The organism is Streptomyces sp. NPDC097617, assembly GCF_044761485.1.
Classification (GTDB): domain Bacteria; phylum Actinomycetota; class Actinomycetes; order Streptomycetales; family Streptomycetaceae; genus Streptomyces.
The window spans coordinates 82,694-102,160 of the sequence record NZ_JBIWCL010000009.1; the positions used below are offsets into that span (position 1 = coordinate 82,694).

A 19,467-nucleotide genomic window follows, 5' to 3' on the forward strand; every position below is an offset into this window, starting at 1 on the left:
CCGTACGGGGCATGGATGTACCCATGACGCGCAAACGCAGTGCCGGACTGCTCCTGTTCCGGCGGACCGGCCCGGAGCCGGAGCCCGGTGTCGAGGTCCTGCTCGGCCATATGGGTGGCCCGCTCTGGTCCGGCAGGGAAGCGGGCGGCTGGGCCATCCCCAAGGGTGAATACGGACCGGAGGAGACCCCGCGGAACGCGGCCCGCCGGGAGTTCACCGAGGAGATCGGGCTGCCGCCGCCGGAGGGCGATTACCTGCCGCTCGGCGAGGTACGGCTGACCAGCGGAAAGCTGGTGACGATCTGGGCGGTGGAGGCAGATCTCGACCCCGCGCTGATGGTGCCCGGGACCTTCACCATGGAGTGGCCGCCGCACTCCGGGACCGTGCAGGAGTTCCCGGAGCTGGACCGGGTGGCCTGGTTTGCTCCACCACTGGCGCAAAACATGCTGATCCCTTCCCAACTCCCTTTCCTCGAGAGGCTGTTGGTACTCCTGAAGGTTTGACCCACACTTTCACTTGCCAACACCCTTACCTGCATGGACATTGCACACATGACGAACGTCGTGCTGGTGGGAACCTTGGACACCAAGGGTGTGGAGTACGGCTGGCTGCGCGAGAGGCTGCTGCGCGCCGGCGTCGAAGTGGTACTGGTCGACACAGGAATCATGGGCGAACCCCGGGTGACCGCCGATGTACCGCGGGACGCGGTGGCCCGGGCGGCGGGAACGGAACTGTCGCAGCTGCGCACGGCCGCCGACCGGGGTGCGGCCGTGACCACGATGGCGAGGGGCGCGGAAGCGACCCTCTTACGCCTGCACGCCGAGGGCCGGCTGCACGGGGTGCTGGCCATCGGCGGGAGCGGCGGCACCTCCATCGCCACCCGGGCGATGCGCGCCCTGCCGCTGGGCGTACCGAAACTGATGGTTTCGTCCATGGCGTCCGGGGACGTCAGCCCCTACGTGGGCTCCTCGGACATCACGATGATGTACAGCGTGGTGGACATCGCGGGGATCAACAGCGTCTCCGGTCCGGTCCTGGCGAACGCCGTGGAGGCGATCGCCGGGATGGCCCGGGCCTACGGCCGCATCTCCCCGGAGGGCCGCCCGCCCCGGCTGGGCTCGGGCAGCCGCCCCCTGGTCGCGGCGAGCATGGCGGGCGTGACCACGGCCGGCGTGGACGCGGCGCGCGAGCGGCTGACGGAACTCGGCTACGAGGTGCTGGTCTTCCACGTCAGCGGCACCGGCGGCCGCACCCTGGAGGCGCTGGCCGGCCAGGGGGTCTTCGCGGGCGTCCTCGACCTCACCCTCAGCGAGCTCGCCGACGAGCTGTGCGGGGGCATCCTGACCGCCGGCCCCGACCGGCTCAGCGCCGCCGGCCGGGCGGGAGTCCCGCAGGTGGTGAGCCTGGGAGCACTGGACATGGTGAAGTTCGGCCCGCTGGAGACCCTGCCCCGGCGGATCCTCGACCGGGGGGTCCACGTCCACAACCCGTCCATCACGGTGACCCGTACGACCGTGGCCGAGTGCGCGGAGCTCGGCCGCCGGGTCGCCGCGAAGCTACGGGCGGCGAGCGGCCCGACGGCCGTCTGCGTCCCGCTCCGTGGACTGTCCACTCTCGGCGCACCGGGCGGCCCGTACCATGACCCCGGCGCGGACCGGGCTCTGTTCTCGGCGCTGCGCGCAGGGTTGCGGGGCAGTACCGCCCGGGTCTACGACCACGACACGCACATCAACGATCCGGCCTTCGGGCGGGCGGCGGCCGACCGGCTGCACGCCATGATCGGCGCGATGTCGGCCGCGGCCTGAGACACCTTCCGTGGTCGGGAACCGGCCACGGACCAAACCACGTCCCATGTGGCGACCGGTCCGGGGAGGGCCGGTGGACGGCCGGTCCCGGACCGGTTGTCCGAGCGGTACACCGGAACCACACGACAGGCAGGGGGCAGAAACGATGAACGACACGCGGGCGGCATGGTCGGTCCCCGGCTACACCGAGGTCCGGGAGCTCGGTTCGGGCGGCAGTGGTCGCGTGGTGCTCGCCGTCCACGACGGCACGGGCACGCCCGTCGCGGTCAAGTACCTCAGCGACCGGCTGCGCCAGGACCCCGCGTTCGTCGGGGAGTTCCGGGCCGAGGCCCGCCTCCTGGGCGGACTCGAGACCCCGTACGTGGTCCGGCTGTACGAGTACGTGGAGGCGTCCGGCGGCGCGGCCATCGTCATGGAGCTGGTGGACGGCATCTCCCTGCGCGCGCTGCTGAAGCAGTCCGGGCGGGCCGACGCCGAGGCGGCGCTGGTCGTCCTCAAGGGGTCCCTGCTGGGGCTGGCCGCGGCGCACCGGGCCGGCGTCGTGCACCGGGACTACAAGCCGGAGAACGTGCTGGTCGCGCCCGACGGCTCGTCGAAGCTGGTGGACTTCGGGATCGCGGCGAACCGGGGCAGCACGCCCGGCGTGGCCGGAACCCCCGCCTATATGGCTCCCGAGCAGTGGCAGGGCCGGCCGGCCTCGCCCTCGGCCGACGTGTACGCGGCGACCGCGACCTTCTTCGAGTGCCTCACCGGTCGCAAGCCGTACGACGGGGAGAACTTCGCGGAGCTCGCCGTCCAGCACATCGAGGCGCCGGTGCCGGAGACCGAGGCGCCGGAGCCCGTACGTCCGCTGATCCGGCGCGGCCTCGCGAAGGCGCCGGAGCAGCGGCCGGAGAATGCCGAGGCGTTCGTGGCGGAGCTGGAGGGCGTGGCGCTGGCCGCGTACGGGCCCGAGTGGGAGGAGCGCGGTCAGCGCAAGCTGGCGGCGCTGGCCGCCCTGCTGCCGCTGCTGTTCCCCTCCGCGGGCGGCCCGGCGGCGGGTACCACGGCGGTGGCCACGACCACGCTGCCCAGCGGTTCGGGCTGGGCTCCGGGCCGGCGGGGCTGGCTCGCGGCGGGCGTGGTACTGGTGGTGGGAGCCGTACTGGTCCTGACGACGGACGCGATCGGCGCCTCCCCCGGCGGCGCCTCGGCGCTGAGTTCCCTCGCCACGACGAGCGCAGCCCCGCCCGGATCGGCCTCCCCCACCCCGAACCCGACGGACTCCGCCTCGCCTTCGCCGAGCCCGAGCCCCAGTCCCTCGGCGTCCCCGAGCCCCTCGCCGTCCGGATCCACGTCGCCTTCGGCCTCACCGTCGTGGTCGACGAGCCCCACCCCGAAGCCGACGGTGAGCCTGCCGCCCACGCCGACACCGACGCCCACACCGACGCTGAAGGTCACCAACGTCTCCGTGTCACTCAAGACCGGGGTCTACCGGGGAGATGCGACGATCTCGGTCGCCACCCAGGGCGCCGGTTCGGTGACCGTCGTCGTGGAGTGGTTCCTCGGCGGTGCGCAGGGCTCGTACTCCGTTCCCGACGGCACGGAGTCGTTCGTGGTCCAGGCCGGCTCGGTCGCGCCGGTGGTCAGGTCCCACACCTTCACCCGCGACCGCGGCTGCTACGGAGGCGTCCGGGTCACCACCAAGCCCGCCGCCGGCAACAAGTCCGCGTCGGCCTCGCAGTACCTGCTGCGCTGTGTGGAGGTGCCCCGATGAGCGGTTCCGGCGCCCCCCAGGGCGAGCAGGGCGACGACTACAGCGCCACCGTCCTCGGCAGCCACTGGTTCAGCGGGCCCCCGGCCACGACCAAGAGGCTGCCTCCCGAGGCGGTGGCTCCCGACCGGGTCGAGGGGTCTGTACTCCGGTTCGGGCCGGGGGTCACCGCGGCCATGCCCGCGCCGTTCCCCCTCGACGCGGTGGTGGCCGTCGCCGCGCCCCGGCGGGGCCGGTGGGCCGGCCTGCGGAGGTACACCCTCGCGGCGGTCGTGCTGGCCGCGGTCCTCGCGTACCTCGGGTGGCAGCGGCTCGGGCCGGGCATCGAGGTCCGGGACGTGGCCGTGAGCACCGATCCCCAGGGCCCGGCCTGCGACGCGACGGCCGATGTGGTGGCCGTCGTGGGCACCAACGGGCGTCCGGGCACCCTCACCTACCGGTGGGTGCGCAGCGACGGCACGCAGTCCGAGCAGTTGACCGAGCGGGTGCCGCGCGGGCAGCGCGAAGCCCGGCTGCACCTGCTGTGGACCTTCCAGGGCACCGGCGACTACCCGGCGCGGGCGGAGCTCCGGCTGGTCTCGCCCGGGAAGCGTTCGGCCTCGGTGGACTTCACGTACCGCTGCTCCCGGTAGCGGATGCCGCGGCGGGCAGCCGTATCACGGCGAGCCCGCCGTCGAGGTCCACCCGGGTGCGCGGCGGCGCCCCGTCCTCCTCGTCGTCGCGCATGACGAGGGCGCTCTGCCGCTCCTTGAGCTCGTTCTGCTTGCCCGGCGAGAAACTGGCGTGCAACTGCTCGAAGCCGGTGGCCGATACCTGCCCCTGCCGGCCGTTCCAGCGCCAGGGCAGCAGCCCGGCCCGTCCGGCGCGGAGCAGCGCCAGGTCGAGGAAGGCCACGGCGGTGAGCATCAGAGCCAGACCGGGAAGGGTCATGAAGATGACGAAGCCCATGCGGCGACGATAGCCGACGACCGGCCCCGGCCGCCGTTGGGCCGAGTGGGATCCGGCCGTCCCGCGCGGGAGGCCCGCGGCCGCTCCGGGAGGGGCCGCGGGCCGTTTCGCATTCCGCCCCCGCCGCAACCGGGGGACGGAAGTCCAGGAACCGCGACCGCGGTCAGAACCGGGCGTGCGCGGTGATGTCCGCCTCGAACGCACCGGTCATCGCCGGGGTCACCGTCGGCCGGCACTGCCGAACGGCTGCCAGATAGTCCTCGGTGGTCGCGCCCAGCTGCGCGACCGACGCGCCGCGGCCGCCCACCGCTTCCAGGTCCCGCTCGAAGGACGCCTGCGCCGCGATCCGCGCCGCGTGCTCGATGTCGGCCGGCGTGAACAGCTCGGTCGCCGCCACCAGGGCGCTCACGTCCACGTCCGCGCGGCCCGCCGTGTAGCGGGACCAGATGGCCGCGCGGGCGCCGGCGTCCGGCGTGCCGATCGGGATGAGGTAGTCGAAGCGGCCGGGCCGCAGGAAGGCCGGGTCGAGGGAGCGGATGGAGTTGGTGGCGCACACGAGCAGCCGCTCGTCGCCCTCCCGGAAGCCGGGTATCAGCTTCAGCAGCTCGTTCGTCACTGCGTGGATCCCGCCGGGCTGCGCGGGTTCGGTGCGCACCGGCGCGATCTCCTCGACCTCGTCGATGAAGACCAGGACGCGCTCCAGCTCGGCGATCCGGGCGAAGGCGTCGCGCAGCGCGGCCGACAGGTTGCCCTCGTCGGCGAGGCGGGAGGGCAGCAGCTCCACGAACGGCCAGCCGAGCCGGGAGGCGATGGCTCGCGCGAAGGTGGTCTTGCCGGTGCCAGGCGGACCGAAGAGGGTGATGGCTCGCGGCGGCCGTACCCCGTGCGAGGCGGCCCGCTCGGGCTCGGCGAGCGGCAGCACGACGCGCCGCTCGATGAGGTCCTTCTCCTTCTCCATGCCGGCGACCCCGGCCCACAGGTCGCCCTGCAGGAAGCGGCCGCCGAGGTCGTCGAGGAGACCCGCGGCCGGTCCGTGCAGCGGCTCGGTCTTCTCGAAGTAGGCGACAGCGGGCTGCCGGGTGTAGCCGGCGTTGAGGAGGCCCTCGCCGAGCATGTCCTCCTCGGGCAGGACGTAGGCGATGCGGCCGACGCGCGCCGCGATCAGCCGCCGCTCCAGCTCGACGAGCAGCGCGCTGGCCAGGCCGCGGCCGCGCCAGCCGGCGGCGATCGCGATGCGCATGACCCAGGCCCGTTCCCCGGTGACGCAGGCGAGCGCCGCGCCGATGGGGACGCCCTGGTGGACGGCGACCACACAGGGCTGGCGGTCGGTCAGCGCGCTGATGCACTCGGCGAGCGAGAAGACGGACTCCTGGCCGAGTTCGGCCGTGGTGTCGATCAGGTGGACCACCGCTGCGAGATCGCTCTCGCGGTAGTCGTGGATGAGCCAGTTCACCGGGTACCGCCCCTCGTTCGTGCTCCTGCGGCGAGGCTAGGGGCGAGGAGGCCGGACGCTCACGCTCCGTGGTGCACAACACCCGGTCCGGAAACCGTCCGTGGCGTCCATAGACTGATGCTTTCCGCCGACGCCCCGCACCGAGGATCCGCGCACCTTCATGCCTTCCCACATACCTGCCACAGCTGATTCTTCCGATTCATCTGATGCACCTGATTCCCGACGTCGGCGCGTGCTCGTGTGGCTGGTCCCCCTCCTGTGGACGCTGGGGCTCGGACTGTGGGGGCTCTCCCGGCAGGACAGCGTGTGGCGGGACGAGGCGGCGACCTGGCAGGTGGCCGGGCGGTCGACGGGCGAGATATGGGCGATGCTCTCGAACGTCGACTCCGTGCACGGGCTCTACTACCTGCTGATGCACGGCCTCTTCGAGGTGTTCGGGGCGAGCACGACGACCCTGCGGCTGCCGTCGGTGCTGGCCGTCTCGGCGGCCGCCGCGTGCGTGGCGCTGATCGGGCGGCGCCTGGCCGGGTTCTGGGCGGGGCTCGGCGGCGGGCTGGCCCTCGGGCTGCTGCCGGCGGTCCAGTTCTACCTCCAGGAAGGGCGTCCGTACGCGCTCGTCGCGGCGGGGGCCGGCTTCTCCACCCTGCTCCTGCTGTCGCTCCTGGAGAGCGGGCCCGGGCGGCGGACCTGGCCGCGCTGGGCGGCGTACGCGACCACCGTGCTGGCGTGCGCCCTGCTGAACTGGCTGTCCCTGCTGGTTCTGCCCGCCCACGCGGTGACCCTGGGGTGGGTCGGGGCCGGGCGGCGGGTGTGGCTGCGCTGGGCGGCGTACGGCTCGGCGGCGGTGGCGGGGGCGCTGCCGTTGATCCTGTTCAGCCGGGGCCAGTCCGACCAGGTGTCGTGGATACCGCCGCTGACCTGGCACATGCTGATCGGGCCGGGAATCCTGCTGGCGCTCGGCGGCCTGGGGGCGTGGGCGGACCGGCGGGTCCGGCCGGGCCGGCCGCAGCGCAGGGCCCTCTCGGTGGCCGCGGTCGGGCTGCCGCTGCTGGCGGTGCCGCAGCTCGGGCTGATCGGGCTCTCTCTGGTGCAGCCGCTGTTCCTCGACCGGTACGTCCTGTTCAGCATGATCGGGCTGGCTCTGCTGATCGGCGCCGCCCTGGCCGCCGCCGTACGGTCCTGCGCGCCCCGGTTCCCGAGGGCGGCGGGTCTGCTGGTGCCGGGCGTGGTCGGGGTCTCGGTGCTGGCTCTGCTTCCGATGGAGCTGGGCAAGCGGGCCCCGGCGAGCCGGGTCGACGACGTCCTCGCGGTGGCCGGCGAGGTGGCCGGGCTGAAGCGGGACGGGGACGCGGTGCTGTTCGTCCCGGCCGCGCGGCGGGACACGGCGCTGGTGTCGCCGGGCGCCTTCGGTGGCCTGGCCGATGTGGCGCTGGCCGCGTCCCCGGTCGCCTCGGCCACCCTCAAGGGTGAGGAGGCGGAGCCGGCCCTGATCCGGGCGGCGCTGCTCGGGCAGCGGCGGGTGCTGCTGGTGACGGACGCGGCGAAGGTGGCGAAGGCGCCGTCGGCGGAGCGGGACAAGGCCAAGGCGGCGGTCCTGCGCGAGCACTTCGAGGTGGTGGCGGACCGGCAGGTGCGGGGGCGCCGGGTGACGGTGTACGAACGGCGCGCCTAACGGCGGCCGGGTGCCCGGGTGCCGGAGTGCCGGGTGCCGGAGTGCCGGAGTGCCGGGTGCCGGAGTGCCGGGTGGTGACCGCTGAAAGCCGACAAAGACGGGCCTGTCCGGGCATGACCCGGGTTTCACGCCGGGTTCACGGGATTCACAGCAGATTCATACGGAACACCAGCCTCCGGACATAGGTTCGGCGGGCAGGGTGGAAGCATGATCCAGTCCACGCTCCCCCGAACGGCCCGGCCCACCCGTGCGCGGCGGGCGTCCCGGATCCTGCTCGCGGTGGCCGCCATGGCCGCGCTGCTCGGCGTCGACCTGCCCGACGCGGCGGCCGTACCGCCGCTCGGCATCACCGCTCAGGCCCGGCCCGGCGCCACCGCGGACCGGGTGGGGGCACTCTTCACGGAGGGGCTCGACGGCGGCCACTTCTGCACCGCCGCCGTGGTGCACAGCGAAGACCGCGATGTGATCGCCACCGCCGCGCACTGCCTGGAGAGTCCCGAGACCACCGTCTTCGCGCCGGGCTACCGCGACGGCAAGGCCCCGTACGGCGTCTGGAAGCTCACCGAGGTGTACATCGCACCGGGCTGGACGGACGGCCAGGATCCGGACGACGACATCGCCTTCGCGACGGTGGCCCCGGCGGGCGCCGGGCGGAGCGGGGCCGTGGAGGACCTCGTGGGCGGCTTCCCGGTCGCCGCCGAGCAGCCGGACGAAGCCACGGCGACGGTCATCGGCTACCCGCGCACCGAGGAGAGCCCGCTGCGCTGCGCGAACACCACCGACCTGCTCACCGAGAGCCAGCGCCGCATCGGCTGCCCGGACCTCACCGGCGGGACCAGCGGCAGCCCCTGGCTGGTGGGCGGCGCACTGGCGGGCGTGCTCGGCGGGTACGAGGGCGGCGGGAGCGTGCCGGAGATCTCGTACAGCGCGGTGCTGGGGGACGAAGCGGTGGATCTGTACCGGCAGGCGCGCTCCTGAGCGGTCCCCGACCGCCCGAGCCGTGCCCGCCCGAGCGGGGTCACAGGGGCGAGGAGGTAACAGGGGCGAGGTCACAGGGGCGGGGTCACAAGGGCGGGGTCACAGGGGCGGGAGCCGCCTGCGCAGGAGGCAGAACTCGTTGCCCTCCGGATCGACCAGGACGTACCAGCCCTCGGTGCCGCTCTGTCCGACGTCGGCGGGCCGGGCACCGAGCGCGAGCAGCCGCTCCAGCTCGGCGTCCTGATCGCGGTCGGTGGCGTTGACGTCGATGTGCAGCCGGAGTTTCCCGGACCTCGGATCGCTGCTGGGGCTGAGGACCAGGGTGGGCTGCGCCCCGCCGAAACCGGCGTCGGGCGGCCCGATCTCGATGCTCCCGTCGTCCTCCCGACCCAGTTCCGCGTAGCCGAGTACCCCGCTCCAGAACACTGCGAGCCCTTCGGGGTCGGCGCAGTCGATGACGAGCTCACTGATGCGGCATGCCATGCCCGTCAGTGTAGGAGGCACGTCCTAGCGGCGGGCCGGGATCCGCTGCGCGTCGGTCGCCGAGGACGGTGCGGGGAGCCGGTCGATCGAGGCCCCCAGCGGGGTGCCCGCGCGGATGTCCTGCACTCCGCGGCGCAGGCGGTCGCGCAGCAGCCGGCCGAGCGGACGTTCCACGAGCCGGTGGATGAGCCAGGCGATGAGCAGCATCGTGGCGGTCACCCCGACGATCAGCGGTACGGGCGCCACATCGCGGCGCAGGTGATGGATGAAGGTCAGTCCGGCCATCATGTGGATCAGGTAGAGCGGGTACGTGAGCGCTCCGGCGTGCGGGAGCCAGCGCCACTGAACGCCGTCGAGGGCGCCGAGGGCTATCGCCGCCATGAGGGCGAAGCCCAGCGCGATGATCAGGTGGGCGGGCCAGGCGGGCGTCTGCTGGGTGGCCTCCCGGCCCAGGCTGGAGACCATGCGGGCGTGCACATGGTGCTGCGCCAGGAGGAACTGGACGCCGACGACGGCCCACAGGACGGCGTTCGGCCGGAAGCGGCGCATCAGGTAGAAGCCGATTCCGGCGATGAAGTACGGGGACGAGGCCGAGGCCGCGAAGAAGGACAGCACGCCGTTGTCGGCGGTTGGGGCCACGACGCCGGCGAGGGTCCAGGCGGCACAGAACAGGACGCAGTTGCGGTAGGTCACGCCGCGCATGACCACGAGCGCGAACAGCACGTAGAACTTGAGCTCGACGAACAGCGTCCAGTAGGCGTCGTCGATGTTCGGGACCCCGATGCCGCCCTGGAGCATGGACAGGTTCACCATGACGTGGCTGAGAGCATTGATCTGCCGGACCTCGGGCCAGGTGAACAGCACGAGGGTGGTGAAGAACACGGCCGCCCAGTAGGCGGGGAAGAGCCGGGAGATCCGGGACACCGCGAAGTCGCCCACGGTGCGGCCCCAGGCGCTCATACAGATGACGAACCCGCTGACCAGGAAGAAGATCTCGACGCCGAGCCAGCCGTAGACGGCGAACCGGTGGGCGTTCGGGAAGACCCCCGCCGGGGATTGCCCCCAGGCACTCGCGAGGGCGAAGTAGTGGTAGAAGAGCACACCGAGCGCGGCGAGGACCCGGACTCCGTCGAGGACCGCCAGGCGCCCTCCGGGGGCCGCTCCGGCGGGTGCGCGGCCGTGCCCGCCCACCCACGACTCTCCGCCTGCACTGCTCGAGCTCATCCCCTGATCACCCTCCTTGGATGTACGACTGTCCGATTACCGCCTTGGGTCAGCGGAACCCTACAGCGCACGTACAAGCAGCTCACCGCGCCTGTCCGGCGGCCCGGGAGGGGTACGCCCGGTTTGTCACAGACCCGTGGACCGGCTAATCGAGCAGCTCCGCAGGGGCCTCGAACCAGGTCGGCTCGTCGCTCAGGGCCCGGTGGATGCGGTCGAGACCGAAGGGGTCCAGCGGAGGCAGCGCGTCCAGCTCGAACCATGCCACTTCGAGGGACTCGTGATCGTTGGCCCGCGCCTCGCCGCCCGTCGCACGGCAGCGGAAGGTGATGTCCTGGAACTGGCAGACATCGCCGTTGGGGTAGGTCATCCGCTCCGTCATCTGGACGAGCACCACCCGCTCGGCGACACAGCGCACCGCCGTCTCCTCGTACACCTCGCGCACCGCGGTCTCGGCGGGCTGCTCCCCCGGCTCGGCGATGCCGCCGACCACGGCCCAGTGCCCCGTGTCGGAGCGCCGACCGAGCAGCACCCGGCCGAGGTCGTCGAAGACGATGGCGGTCACCCCGGGCAGCAGGAGCAGCTGGTGCCCGGCGGAGGCGCGGATCTGACGGATGAATTCGGGTGTGGTCATGCCCCGACCCTACGAGGCCGCGCCCCGCGTCCCCGCTCAGGCGGCGCGGCGCGAGCCGATCCGCCGGGCCAGGAGCAGGCCGAAGCCACCGGCGGCCACCAGGAGCAGCACGTACTCCGGCAGCGGTCCGAGTACGGTGGCGGGGGTGCGGCCGGAGCGCAGCGGGATCTCGGCGACGAGCGCGTCCGCGGTGAACATCTTCGTCTGCGAGACGACCGTGCCGTCGGGGCGGATGACGGCGCTGACCCCGCTGGTGACGGGGACGAGCACGGTCCGGCTGTGCTCGACGGCGCGGATCCGGTCCATGGCCAGCTGCTGGTAGGTCATCTGCGTCCGGCCGAAGGTGGCGTTGTTGCTCGGTACGGCGATCACCTGCGCGCCGTCCTGGACGGTGGAGCGGACGGCGTCGTCGAAGGCGGCCTCGAAGCAGGTGACCATGCCGACACCGCTGCCGGCCATGTCGAAGACACCGGGGTCCTTGCCGGGGCCGAAGTCGCGGCGCACCCGGTCCACGTCCGCGCTGAAGAGCCGGACGACGGAACGCATCGGGATGCGCTCGCCGAAGGGCTGGATCTTGCGCTTGTCGTAGGTGACGGTGGGGCCCTTGACGGGGTCCCACAGGATCATCGTGTTGCGCAGCGGGCCGGTCTCCGGCGCCACCACCGCGCCGATGGCGACGGGCACACCGATCGCCTTGACCGCCTGGTCGATGACGTCGTGGGCGTCGGCCTCGGCGTACGGGTCGAGGTCGGAGGAGTTCTCCGGCCAGACCACGAAGTCGGGCTTCGGGACGCGCCCGGCCCTGACGTCCTCGGCGAGCTGCACGGTGCGCTTGGCGTGGTTGTCGAGGACGGCCCGGCGCTGGGAGTTGAAGTCGAGGCCGAGGCGGGGAACGTTGCCCTGGATGACGGCGGCCACGACGGTGCCGTCCTCGGCCGCGTCGGAGACCAGCGGGCGGGCGGCGAGCCCCGCGCCGACCGGGGCGGCGATGGTGAGGGCGGTCAGCGCGGCGGTGGTGCGGCCGGGGTGGCTGCGGGCGATGCGCAGGGCTTCGTACACACCGAATCCGCACAGCGCTACGCCGAAGGAGAGCAGCGGGGTACCGCCGAGGGCGACGAGCGGGGTGAAGACACCGTCGGCCTGTCCGAAGGCGAGCTTGCCCCAGGGGAAGCCGCCGAAGGGGGCCCGGGCCCGCAGGGCCTCGCCCGCGACCCAGACGGCGGCGGCGAACACCGGCCAGGCCGGGAGCCGGCTGACGAGGGCGATACCGAGACCGGTGAGGCCGATGAGGAGGGCTTCGAGGGTGCTCAGTGCCAGCCACGGCACCGGGCCGACCTCCTCACCGGTCCATACGAGGAGCGGCAGCAGGAAGCCGAGGCCGCAGAGGAGCCCGAGGCCGAAGCCCGCCCGGGCGCGGCGGCCGTGCAGGCAGCCGGCGAGCAGGGCGAGGGCGAAGGGCGCCAGCCACCACAGGGGGCGGGGCGGGAAGCTGAGGTGGAGCAGCACGCCGGAGAGGGCGGCGAGTACGGCGCGCAGGAGCCCGTAGCCCCTCCGCCCGGCGGCGGGCGAGGTGGTGGCGGGCGCGTCGGCCCGGGGTCCGTCGGCGGACTGCGGGGGCTCGTTCCCGGTCGCGCGGGTGACACTGCTGCTCATCTGGCGGAGTGTACGTCCCCGGGCCTCGCGGACCGGTAAGCGCCCGGCCCCGCCCGACGGGACAACCCCCTAGCGGGCGAGGGTGCGCAGGTGGGTGCGGATGACTCGGACGGCGTTCTCGGCGTCGTCGACGGTGACGGTGAACCGCTTGCCGTCGCCCAGGGTGAGGGCCACGCCCTCACCGCGCCGGACGATGATCGCGGTGCCCTTCTCGGGGCGCCAGCGGTGGCCCCAGCCTCCCCATTGCTGCGGGGTGATGGTGGGGACGAACTCGGCGGAGGTGACATCGGTGAGCCGGATCCGGCGGCGGGGCAGCCCTATGTGGCCGCAGCGCACTTCCAGGGCCTCGGAGTCGACGGTGACGGCGACGTGCACGAAGGCCAGGGTGCCGTAGAGGATGAGCAGCCCGACGGCGAGGCAGCCGATCACGGACATGAGGAGGGGGACGATGCCGGCGGTCCAGGCGTAGTCGACGGCCAGTTCGATGCCGAGCGCCAGACAGGCCGCACCGACGGCTGCGAGCAGCCACTGCGCACGGTTGGTGGCGCGGCCCGCCCAGAGCGGACCCGGAGGGTGACCCGTCATGAGTAGCAGCGTACTCACGTTCCGCTTGCCCGCCACTGTCTCGCGCCCGGGCGGCCCGGCGCGGCCCCGCGGGACCTCGGTCACCAGCCCGTCGGCCGGCTCTTCCTCCGGCTCTTGTTCTTTTCAGTCCTCCGGTCCCTCTAGCTCTTCGGCAGAAGGCGGACGAGCGCGTCGCGCAGGGCCGGACGGCGGCCGGTCATGAAGCGGTGCAGGTTCCGGGAGCCGAAGGCGACGCGCTGGGCGCTGCGGCGGCGCTCGGTGTCGTACGCGCGCAGGGCGCCGGGCAGCCCGGCCGGTCCGGCCGCGGCGACGGCGCGGGTCAGGGCCTCGGCGTCGCGGAGGGCCGTGCAGGCGCCCTGGCCGAGGTGGGGCGTCATGGCGTGGGCGGCGTCGCCGACGAGCGCGATCCGGCCGTCCGCGACAAAGGTGGGGAGAGCGGGGTACAGGTGGCGCATCTCGTACCTGATCCAGGTCGCGGGGTCGCTCTCGTCCAGCACGCGCGGAATGGGGTCGTGCCAGTCGGCGAAGGCTTCCCGCACCTGCTGGGCGGTGGTGGCCCCGGGGACGGTGGCGTACCAGTTGGTGCGGCCGGCCTCGACCGGGGTCATGCCGAAGAAGCGGCCGGCGCCCCAGGTCTCGCCGTAGAGACCGGTCTCGAATCCGGCGGTACCGATCCAGGCCGCCGCGCCGATCGGGCGGGGGCGGCTCGCGCCGCCGAAGTGCGCGCCGCGGACGACGCTGTTGATGCCGTCGGCGCCGACGACCAGGTCGGCGGCGAGCGCGGCCGGGTCGGCGGCGGCCCCGGCCGGGTCGGCGAGGCGCTCCCCGTACGCGATCCGCACGCCGCCGAGCCGGTCGAGCCCGGCGAGCAGCGCGTCGATCAGGTGGGGCCGGGAGACGAGCAGTTCCGGTCGGCCCGCCCGGCGCTCGATCCGTTCGAGCGGGAGAGCGGTCAGGACCCTGCCGTCGGGGCGGCGGATCCGGGCTCCGCGGTAAGGGACCGCCGACGCCCGGAGCGCATCGCCGAGGCCGAGGCGGTCGAGCGCGGACTGAGCGGTGGGGTGGATGCCGAAGGCGGTTCCGTAGCGTTCGGGCGCGGTCCGCCGTTCGAGGACGGTCACCTCCCAACCCGCGCGGCGCAGCCCGACGGCGGTGGCGAGTCCGCCGACTCCCGCACCGACGACCACGGCCGTACCTGTAGCGCGGCCCTGCCCTGTTCCGGTGTCGCTCATCACCTTCACCTTTCGTCCGCGTCGCAACGCCCCGGCCCGCTCCGGCCCGGCTCCGTCGGCCCGGCTCGAGCAATCACCACAGCCGTGGTACTACATCCGTGGTACCACGGGTGTAGTTATGCTGGCGAGGTGAACCAGGACCGGAGGGACCGCCTGCGGGACGCGGCCATCGCCGTACTGGCGGAAGCGGGCGGGCGCGGGCTGACGCACCGGGCCGTCGACGCGGCCGCCGTCGTGCCGACGGGCACCGCCAAGAACTACTTCCCGACCCGCGACGCCCTGCTGCGGGGCGCCGCCGAACGCTGCGCGGAGCAGTACCGGGCGCTGGCCGCAGCCCTCGCGGGGGCGGGACCGGGGCCCTCCGACGCCGGCCAGCTCGCGGCCCTGCTCGCCGGGCTGCTGCGCGATGTGGCCGGACCCGGGCGCCCCCGCGTACTGGCCTATCTGGAGCTCCAGGCCGAGGCGGCGCGGCGGCCCTGGCTGGCCGCACTGCTCGACCCGGTCGCGGCCTGCGACTTCGCTGCGTACACGCACCTGCTGCGCGGGGCCGGACTGCCGGCCGATCCGGAACGGGCCCGCGCCCTGACCCTCGCCCTGCACGGCGCCGTCCCCCACCTGCTGACCGGCGCACCGGCCACCCTGGCGGCGGCCGGCCTGGACGATCCGGACCGATTCGCGCGCGACCTGCTGGCCGCCGTGTGCGAGGGGGCCACCCGGTGATCAGCGCACTGGACCGGGCCGTGGGGGCCGTCGTCGGCTCGGCGGCGGGCGACGCGCTGGGCGCGCCGTACGAGTTCGGCGCCGCGGGGGAACTGACCGCGCGCGGCGCGGAGATGGCCGCGGGCGGCGGCTGGGACCCCGGCGAGGCGACGGACGACACGCAGATGGCCGTCCTGGTCGCCGATTCCCTGCTGGAGTGCGGCGGCCTCGAACTCCCCGACCTCTTCGGCCGGTTCCAGCGCTGGGCGGCGGGGCAGCCCAAGGACATCGGGCTGCAGACCGAGGACGTGCTGACCAACGGTGAGCCCTGGGACCTCGCCGCGGCCCTGCACTTCCAGGTCAACGCGCGGGCCGCGGGCAACGGTTCCCTGATGCGCGCCGCCACCTCGGCGGTCTACTTCGCTCCCGCAGGACAGCGGGGGACCATGGACGCGGCCCGGCGGATCGCGGCGCTCACACACGGCGACCGGGCGGCCTGGGAGGGGACCGCGATCCTGCACGAGCTCGTCCGTACCGCCCTGGAGGGGGCCGATCCGCTGGCCGCCCTCCCCGCAACGCTCGCCGCGGTGCACCCGGACCACCGCGAGCGGTACGGACGCGTGCTGGCCCCCGACTGGCATCCGGAGCTGGCCACCGAGTTCAACGGGGCGGTATGGCCCTGCCTGGGCTCGGCCGTGTGGGCGCTGCGAACCACCGGCACCTTCGCGCAGGCGGTACGGGCCGCCGTGGACCTCGGCGGGGACACCGACACCGTGGCGGCGGTGACCGGGACCCTGGCCGGGGCCCGGTACGGCCGGCAGGCGGTCCCGGAGCACTGGACGGCGCCGCTCCACGTGCCGCTGCCGGGCTTCGGGGACCGGGTTCTGGACGCGGACGACCTGGCCGCGCTGGCTCAGCAGCTCGCGGCGGCCGGCTCGCGCTGAAAGCATTCCCCCGGTGCGGGACGGAACAGCGCCGCATCGGCGAGATCGATGCACGACAGAAGGCCCACAGGCGTCGGCAGGCCGCTGAGGTGAAGCGACTGAAGGACCTGGTCGCACCGGCCTCAACATCACGTACCGAATCGCCACCTCCGGGAGAGGGCGGCGGAGCGTATCGAACCGGCCGAGCCTGCCGAACTGCCGACCCCACGGTTGCGCCGGACGCCGCACCCGTCGCAGGCTCGTCACGTAACCGTCCTGCAGAGCCCCGCGCGCTCTCACAGGTGGCTGTGCGGCGGCCACGCCGCATGTCAGCGAAGCAGGCCAACGCTGTAGCCGCGGGAGCCACGCTGGTCAGCACGGACCGCGAGACCAGCAGCCGGGACGTGGTGGCCGCTGACGGCAGTAATCTCGGGCACGTCGAGCCCACGTACCAGGCCGGCCGACGCAAGGGTTGGCAGGGCTGGGCCACCCGGCTGACGCCCTCCTCCAACCCGCACCGGCATCCCACGCGGGAAGCCGCCGGGGCTGACGCCCTCGGGCAGTGGATCCGTATCGTCACGGCCAAGCCTCGGCGCTGACCCGCACCACCCCCGCCAGTACGCCGACGGGATGGCTGCACGGTCCAGGGGTGCGGGCAGCGTCCAGCTTGGGGGCACCGACTCCTGTCCAGCCGCGCCATCAAGGGAGCCGCGACCCGGACCCCCGACGGTGGGGGCACCGGCAAGGGCGACTCCATTGCCAGCGGACCGCGAGGCCGTACGCGAGGAATACCTGCGCCACGTCAGCCCCGAGTGCACCGGCCACCAGGTCGAAAAATGCCCGGGGGTCATCCATGAGTGCACGAAGTGCGCGCACGCGCTCCTCGTGGCAAGCGCCGAGACGGCCGCCGAGAGGGGGACATGCTGCGGATGTTCGGCCGCGAGGGCCCCCACCCCGCTGGGACAGGCGTTCGCCGCGTACGGGCGGACTGCCAAGACCCTCCACCTCCTGGCGGTGGTAGACCCCGTGGACGACACCTATCGGCGGCAGGTGCACAAGCAGCTCACCGTCCAGGAGTCCCGGCACAAGCTCGCCCGCGACATCTGCCACGGCAAGAAGGCGCCGTGGTGCTCTGGACGACCCGCTACATCGACGCCGCCGTCGTCGTCCAGCTTCGCGCGGAGGGTCATGAGATCCGTGGCGAGGGCGTGGCCCGGCTGTCCCCGCTCAAGCACAAGAACCTCAACGTTTATCTGGACACTCCCAGGCGCACCGCCAGGCCGGCGTGATCGGACGGCCACAGTCCTGTTGGTGTGCGGTCGCGCAGTCTGCCCCCGATCACGTGGGCGGTTGCCGCCGACAGCCGGCCAGGCTGGTAGAAGACGTAATCGATGCGGTGATCCAGCTTGGACGGCGCATTGGTGAGGTCGGCGTCCTGGGCTGCGGTGAAACCGTCCCTTGTGGGGTGGACCCTGTGCCAGGCGTCCACATAACCGCCGCCCGTGAACGCACCGTACGGGCCGGTCGCGTCCGTCGGCAGGGAGTTGAAGTCGCCGACCACGGTCACGGGGTACGGCGACTGCGCCAGTGCGGCCTTCAGTTCCTGCCCCTGGGCGTTGCGAATGGGGGGCACCGCGGGCTCCAGGTGCGTATTCGCCACCCGTACCGACTTGCCCGCGAGCTTCACGTCCACCGCGGACCAGCCGCGCGGGATGGTGAAGGTGATGCCGGACGGTGTCGGGACGACGAGCTTCGCCGTGTAGAGGTGCGACTGGGGGTTCGTCACCTGGACCCCGTCGCGTACCAGGATCACGTCCCGATCCGTGAAACTCGCCTGCGTGGTGCCGCTGATCGGCAGCACACCGCTGAACGTGGTGTCGACGGCGATCGCCCGATAGCTGAGGCCCGCGTCGCGCAGCGCGCTGAGCGTGAGGTCCAGGAAGTCGTAGGTGGTGGTGAGCCCGCCGCCCAGCGGGCCCGTCTTCCACAGGGCAACCTCCTGCAGGCCGATGACCTCGGGCCGCTCCTTCTTGATCAGACGGGAAATCGCCCGGGCACGGAGCGGAAAGTCGGTGGCGACCACCTGGCCGTAGGCGATTCCGGCTCGGCGGACGAGCTCCGGCAGGTTGGGTGCCGCGAGCAGAGGAGTGAGGTCGGTGCCTTGGTAGACGTTGTACGTCGCCACGTCGAGGTGCCTGTCCGGGTTACCGGCCTCAGCGGGAGAAGCCAGGCCCAGCGGGGCGGCGAGTAGTCCGGCGGCAACGAGCAGCGCCGTGAGTCTTCGTGCCATGAGCTTCTCCTGATTCCGAGCCGATGTCTGACTAACCTCCCAAATATCAGCCCACAACGGACAGTCCATCAGCGACACGAGTCAAGACCACCCGTTCACTCAAGATCACCCGTTCATCAGCGGTCAGACCCATTTGGGGGCGTGTACGCGCGCCCGACACCCCCGCAGTACTTCTCCGGCTCGGGGAACCGTCCTCACCAGTCCCCGAGCCGGCCGCTTCCCTGCTGCTGGACTACATCGCCGACCGCGACAACATGAGCACCGCCAACCAGGCATCCCCCTGGATCCACCCAGGCCGCCGGGCGGGCCGGCCCTCCCGCCCCGACCACCTGCCCATACTCCTCGACGAGATCGGCGTCCCAGTGGCTGCCGCCTGCGGCGCCGCCATCCGACAGCAACTCCTTGAGATGCCCGCTCCCGTCGTCGCCGACGCCCTCGGCCACCACGACAAGACCACCACTCACCCACTCAACGAGACCGGCGGAACGTGGAGCCGATACGCGACTGGCGACCACGCACGGTCACCAGCAGGCCGGACTCCACGGGGAACTGAGGACAGTTGAATACGCGAGCGCACCACTACCAAGGCCGTTTGACGCGTATCTCGACCACACCCCGAGACCGAGCTGCGCTGCGCTGCGCTGCAACACCGTCAGGCCGTTCGCGTCCCTGCTGGGTGAGTCGAAAGCCCTGGACGCGGCGCCCGGTGGCAGGCGGGTCGTCCGGTCCGTACGGGATCACTGCCGTTCCTTTCATGAAGAAGATCGTCCTGATGCCTCGCCGATGCCCGTGCCGGCACCGGCGAGGTGCCGGCTCAGCCGAAGTAGTGGCCCTTGTCCAGGTCCTCGATGAGCCCCGGCCGGACCGGCCGCCAGCCGAGCAGCTCGCGGGTCAGCGTGCTGGACGCCGGCTGGTCGACCGCGAGGATCCCGCCCAGGAAGCCGAATTCCTCGGCCGGGACGGAAGCCGTCGGCAGGTTCAGGTGGCGGCCGATCACCTCAGCGATCTCGTGAATCGGCACGCCCTCGTCGCCGACCGCGTGCAGCACCGATCCGGCCGGGGCCCGCTCCACTGCCAGGCGGAACAGGTGCGCGGCGTCCAGTACGTGCACCGCGGGCCAGCGGCTGGACCCGTCCCG

The 19,467-nt window shown here is 72.9% G+C and carries 20 protein-coding genes and 1 pseudogene; 10 read left to right on the forward strand and 11 right to left on the reverse strand.

What is annotated here, in order from left to right; translation table 11 throughout:
- Positions 1–23: 23 nt before the first annotated feature.
- The 4 genes from ACIQZO_RS17175 to ACIQZO_RS17190 all read left to right on the forward strand — a co-directional run bounded on the left by ACIQZO_RS17175 (position 24) and on the right by ACIQZO_RS17190 (position 4,190).
- Positions 24–503, forward strand: coding sequence for an NUDIX domain-containing protein (locus ACIQZO_RS17175; protein ID WP_403626615.1), 480 nt, complete (start codon positions 24–26; stop codon positions 501–503).
- 48 nt (positions 504–551) lie between these two features.
- Positions 552–1,805 carry a Tm-1-like ATP-binding domain-containing protein gene (locus tag ACIQZO_RS17180; RefSeq protein ID WP_403627021.1) on the forward strand — a complete coding sequence of 418 codons (1,254 nt, stop codon included), beginning with the start codon at positions 552–554 and terminating at the stop codon, positions 1,803–1,805.
- 145 nt (positions 1,806–1,950) lie between these two features.
- Positions 1,951–3,561 carry a serine/threonine-protein kinase gene (locus ACIQZO_RS17185; protein ID WP_403626617.1) on the forward strand — a complete coding sequence of 537 codons (1,611 nt, stop codon included), beginning with the start codon at positions 1,951–1,953 and terminating at the stop codon, positions 3,559–3,561.
- Positions 3,558–4,190, forward strand: coding sequence for a hypothetical protein (locus ACIQZO_RS17190; RefSeq protein WP_403626620.1), 633 nt, complete (start codon positions 3,558–3,560; stop codon positions 4,188–4,190). Before ACIQZO_RS17185 ends, ACIQZO_RS17190 begins: the two co-directional genes overlap by 4 nt.
- Here the strand turns inward: ACIQZO_RS17190 and ACIQZO_RS17195 are convergent.
- Positions 4,168–4,506, reverse strand: coding sequence for a DUF6191 domain-containing protein (locus ACIQZO_RS17195; RefSeq protein ID WP_403626623.1), 339 nt, complete (start codon positions 4,504–4,506; stop codon positions 4,168–4,170). The genes ACIQZO_RS17190 and ACIQZO_RS17195 overlap by 23 nt on opposite strands.
- 163 nt (positions 4,507–4,669) lie before the next feature.
- Positions 4,670–5,959, reverse strand: coding sequence for an ATP-binding protein (locus tag ACIQZO_RS17200; RefSeq protein WP_403626626.1), 1,290 nt, complete (start codon positions 5,957–5,959; stop codon positions 4,670–4,672).
- Between the two features lie 160 nt (positions 5,960–6,119).
- Here ACIQZO_RS17200 and ACIQZO_RS17205 point away from each other — a divergent pair, with 160 nt between their 5' ends.
- Together ACIQZO_RS17205 and ACIQZO_RS17210 are read left to right on the forward strand one after the other, a co-directional pair.
- Positions 6,120–7,631, forward strand: a complete 1,512-nt coding sequence (locus tag ACIQZO_RS17205) for a hypothetical protein (protein ID WP_403626629.1) — start codon at positions 6,120–6,122, stop codon at positions 7,629–7,631.
- Positions 7,632–7,838: 207 nt separating this feature from the next.
- Positions 7,839–8,609 (forward strand): trypsin-like serine peptidase, encoded by a 771-nt coding sequence (locus ACIQZO_RS17210; RefSeq protein WP_403626633.1) that lies wholly within the window; start codon positions 7,839–7,841, stop codon positions 8,607–8,609.
- Positions 8,610–8,708: 99 nt separating this feature from the next.
- On the opposite strand, the gene ACIQZO_RS17215 is transcribed toward ACIQZO_RS17210, so the two are convergent.
- The 6 genes from ACIQZO_RS17215 to ACIQZO_RS17240 form a co-directional block, all read right to left on the reverse strand.
- Positions 8,709–9,092 (reverse strand): VOC family protein, encoded by a 384-nt coding sequence (locus tag ACIQZO_RS17215; protein ID WP_403626636.1) that lies wholly within the window; start codon positions 9,090–9,092, stop codon positions 8,709–8,711.
- 24 nt (positions 9,093–9,116) lie between these two features.
- Positions 9,117–10,316 (reverse strand): acyltransferase family protein, encoded by a 1,200-nt coding sequence (locus ACIQZO_RS17220; RefSeq protein ID WP_403626639.1) that lies wholly within the window; start codon positions 10,314–10,316, stop codon positions 9,117–9,119.
- A 145-nt stretch (positions 10,317–10,461) separates the two neighbouring features.
- Positions 10,462–10,947 carry an NUDIX hydrolase gene (locus ACIQZO_RS17225; protein ID WP_403626642.1) on the reverse strand — a complete coding sequence of 162 codons (486 nt, stop codon included), beginning with the start codon at positions 10,945–10,947 and terminating at the stop codon, positions 10,462–10,464.
- Positions 10,948–10,983: 36 nt separating this feature from the next.
- Positions 10,984–12,600 (reverse strand): apolipoprotein N-acyltransferase, encoded by a 1,617-nt coding sequence (gene lnt, locus ACIQZO_RS17230; RefSeq protein ID WP_403626645.1) that lies wholly within the window; start codon positions 12,598–12,600, stop codon positions 10,984–10,986.
- Positions 12,601–12,669: 69 nt separating this feature from the next.
- Positions 12,670–13,185: a hypothetical protein gene (locus tag ACIQZO_RS17235; RefSeq protein WP_403626648.1), complete on the reverse strand. Its 516-nt coding sequence runs from the start codon at positions 13,183–13,185 to the stop codon at positions 12,670–12,672.
- Positions 13,186–13,325: 140 nt separating this feature from the next.
- Positions 13,326–14,417, reverse strand: a complete 1,092-nt coding sequence (locus tag ACIQZO_RS17240; RefSeq protein WP_403626651.1) for an FAD-dependent oxidoreductase — start codon at positions 14,415–14,417, stop codon at positions 13,326–13,328.
- Positions 14,418–14,546: 129 nt separating this feature from the next.
- Between ACIQZO_RS17240 and ACIQZO_RS17245 the strand changes: the two genes are divergently transcribed.
- From ACIQZO_RS17245 to ACIQZO_RS17260, 4 genes and pseudogenes are all read left to right on the forward strand, one after another.
- On the forward strand, positions 14,547–15,137 hold the full coding sequence (locus tag ACIQZO_RS17245) for a TetR/AcrR family transcriptional regulator (RefSeq protein ID WP_403626654.1): 591 nt from the start codon (positions 14,547–14,549) through the stop codon (positions 15,135–15,137).
- Positions 15,137–16,060 carry an ADP-ribosylglycohydrolase family protein gene (locus tag ACIQZO_RS17250; RefSeq protein ID WP_403627024.1) on the forward strand — a complete coding sequence of 308 codons (924 nt, stop codon included), beginning with the start codon at positions 15,137–15,139 and terminating at the stop codon, positions 16,058–16,060. The genes ACIQZO_RS17245 and ACIQZO_RS17250 overlap by 1 nt, the downstream gene beginning before the upstream one ends.
- A gap of 305 nt (positions 16,061–16,365) precedes the next feature.
- Positions 16,366–16,638, forward strand: a complete 273-nt coding sequence (locus tag ACIQZO_RS17255) for a hypothetical protein (RefSeq protein ID WP_403626656.1) — start codon at positions 16,366–16,368, stop codon at positions 16,636–16,638.
- A 346-nt stretch (positions 16,639–16,984) separates the two neighbouring features.
- Positions 16,985–17,328 (forward strand): annotated as a pseudogene (locus tag ACIQZO_RS17260) (Tn3 family transposase); the annotation flags it as partial.
- On the opposite strand, the gene ACIQZO_RS17265 reads toward ACIQZO_RS17260, so the two are convergent.
- From ACIQZO_RS17265 to ACIQZO_RS17275, 3 genes are all read right to left on the reverse strand, one after another.
- Positions 17,289–18,329, reverse strand: a complete 1,041-nt coding sequence (locus tag ACIQZO_RS17265; RefSeq protein WP_403626659.1) for an endonuclease/exonuclease/phosphatase family protein — start codon at positions 18,327–18,329, stop codon at positions 17,289–17,291. The pseudogene ACIQZO_RS17260 and the gene ACIQZO_RS17265 sit on opposite strands and share 40 nt — an antisense overlap.
- A 194-nt stretch (positions 18,330–18,523) precedes the next feature.
- A complete protein-coding gene (locus ACIQZO_RS17270; RefSeq protein WP_403627047.1) occupies positions 18,524–18,793 on the reverse strand; it encodes a hypothetical protein in 270 nt (89 codons plus the stop codon).
- A 350-nt stretch (positions 18,794–19,143) separates the two neighbouring features.
- On the reverse strand, positions 19,144–19,440 hold the full coding sequence (locus ACIQZO_RS17275; RefSeq protein WP_403626662.1) for a hypothetical protein: 297 nt from the start codon (positions 19,438–19,440) through the stop codon (positions 19,144–19,146).
- Between the last annotated feature and the right edge of the window lie 27 nt (positions 19,441–19,467).

Bases quoted from the DNA above. Each gene is read 5' to 3' on its own strand.
- ACIQZO_RS17175 (WP_403626615.1), top strand. From the start codon at position 24: ATGACGCGCAAACGCAGTGCCGGACTGCTCCTGTTCCGGCGGACCGGC.
- ACIQZO_RS17180 (WP_403627021.1), top strand. From the start codon at position 552: ATGACGAACGTCGTGCTGGTGGGAACCTTGGACACCAAGGGTGTGGAG.
- ACIQZO_RS17185 (WP_403626617.1), top strand. From the start codon at position 1,951: ATGAACGACACGCGGGCGGCATGGTCGGTCCCCGGCTACACCGAGGTC.
- ACIQZO_RS17190 (WP_403626620.1), top strand. From the start codon at position 3,558: ATGAGCGGTTCCGGCGCCCCCCAGGGCGAGCAGGGCGACGACTACAGC.
- ACIQZO_RS17195 (WP_403626623.1), bottom strand. From the start codon at position 4,506: ATGGGCTTCGTCATCTTCATGACCCTTCCCGGTCTGGCTCTGATGCTC.
- ACIQZO_RS17205 (WP_403626629.1), top strand. From the start codon at position 6,120: ATGCCTTCCCACATACCTGCCACAGCTGATTCTTCCGATTCATCTGAT.
- ACIQZO_RS17210 (WP_403626633.1), top strand. From the start codon at position 7,839: ATGATCCAGTCCACGCTCCCCCGAACGGCCCGGCCCACCCGTGCGCGG.
- ACIQZO_RS17215 (WP_403626636.1), bottom strand. From the start codon at position 9,092: ATGGCATGCCGCATCAGTGAGCTCGTCATCGACTGCGCCGACCCCGAA.
- ACIQZO_RS17220 (WP_403626639.1), bottom strand. From the start codon at position 10,316: ATGAGCTCGAGCAGTGCAGGCGGAGAGTCGTGGGTGGGCGGGCACGGC.
- ACIQZO_RS17225 (WP_403626642.1), bottom strand. From the start codon at position 10,947: ATGACCACACCCGAATTCATCCGTCAGATCCGCGCCTCCGCCGGGCAC.
- lnt (WP_403626645.1), bottom strand. From the start codon at position 12,600: ATGAGCAGCAGTGTCACCCGCGCGACCGGGAACGAGCCCCCGCAGTCC.
- ACIQZO_RS17235 (WP_403626648.1), bottom strand. From the start codon at position 13,185: ATGACGGGTCACCCTCCGGGTCCGCTCTGGGCGGGCCGCGCCACCAAC.
- ACIQZO_RS17240 (WP_403626651.1), bottom strand. From the start codon at position 14,417: ATGAGCGACACCGGAACAGGGCAGGGCCGCGCTACAGGTACGGCCGTG.
- ACIQZO_RS17255 (WP_403626656.1), top strand. From the start codon at position 16,366: ATGTCAGCGAAGCAGGCCAACGCTGTAGCCGCGGGAGCCACGCTGGTC.
- ACIQZO_RS17265 (WP_403626659.1), bottom strand. From the start codon at position 18,329: ATGGCACGAAGACTCACGGCGCTGCTCGTTGCCGCCGGACTACTCGCC.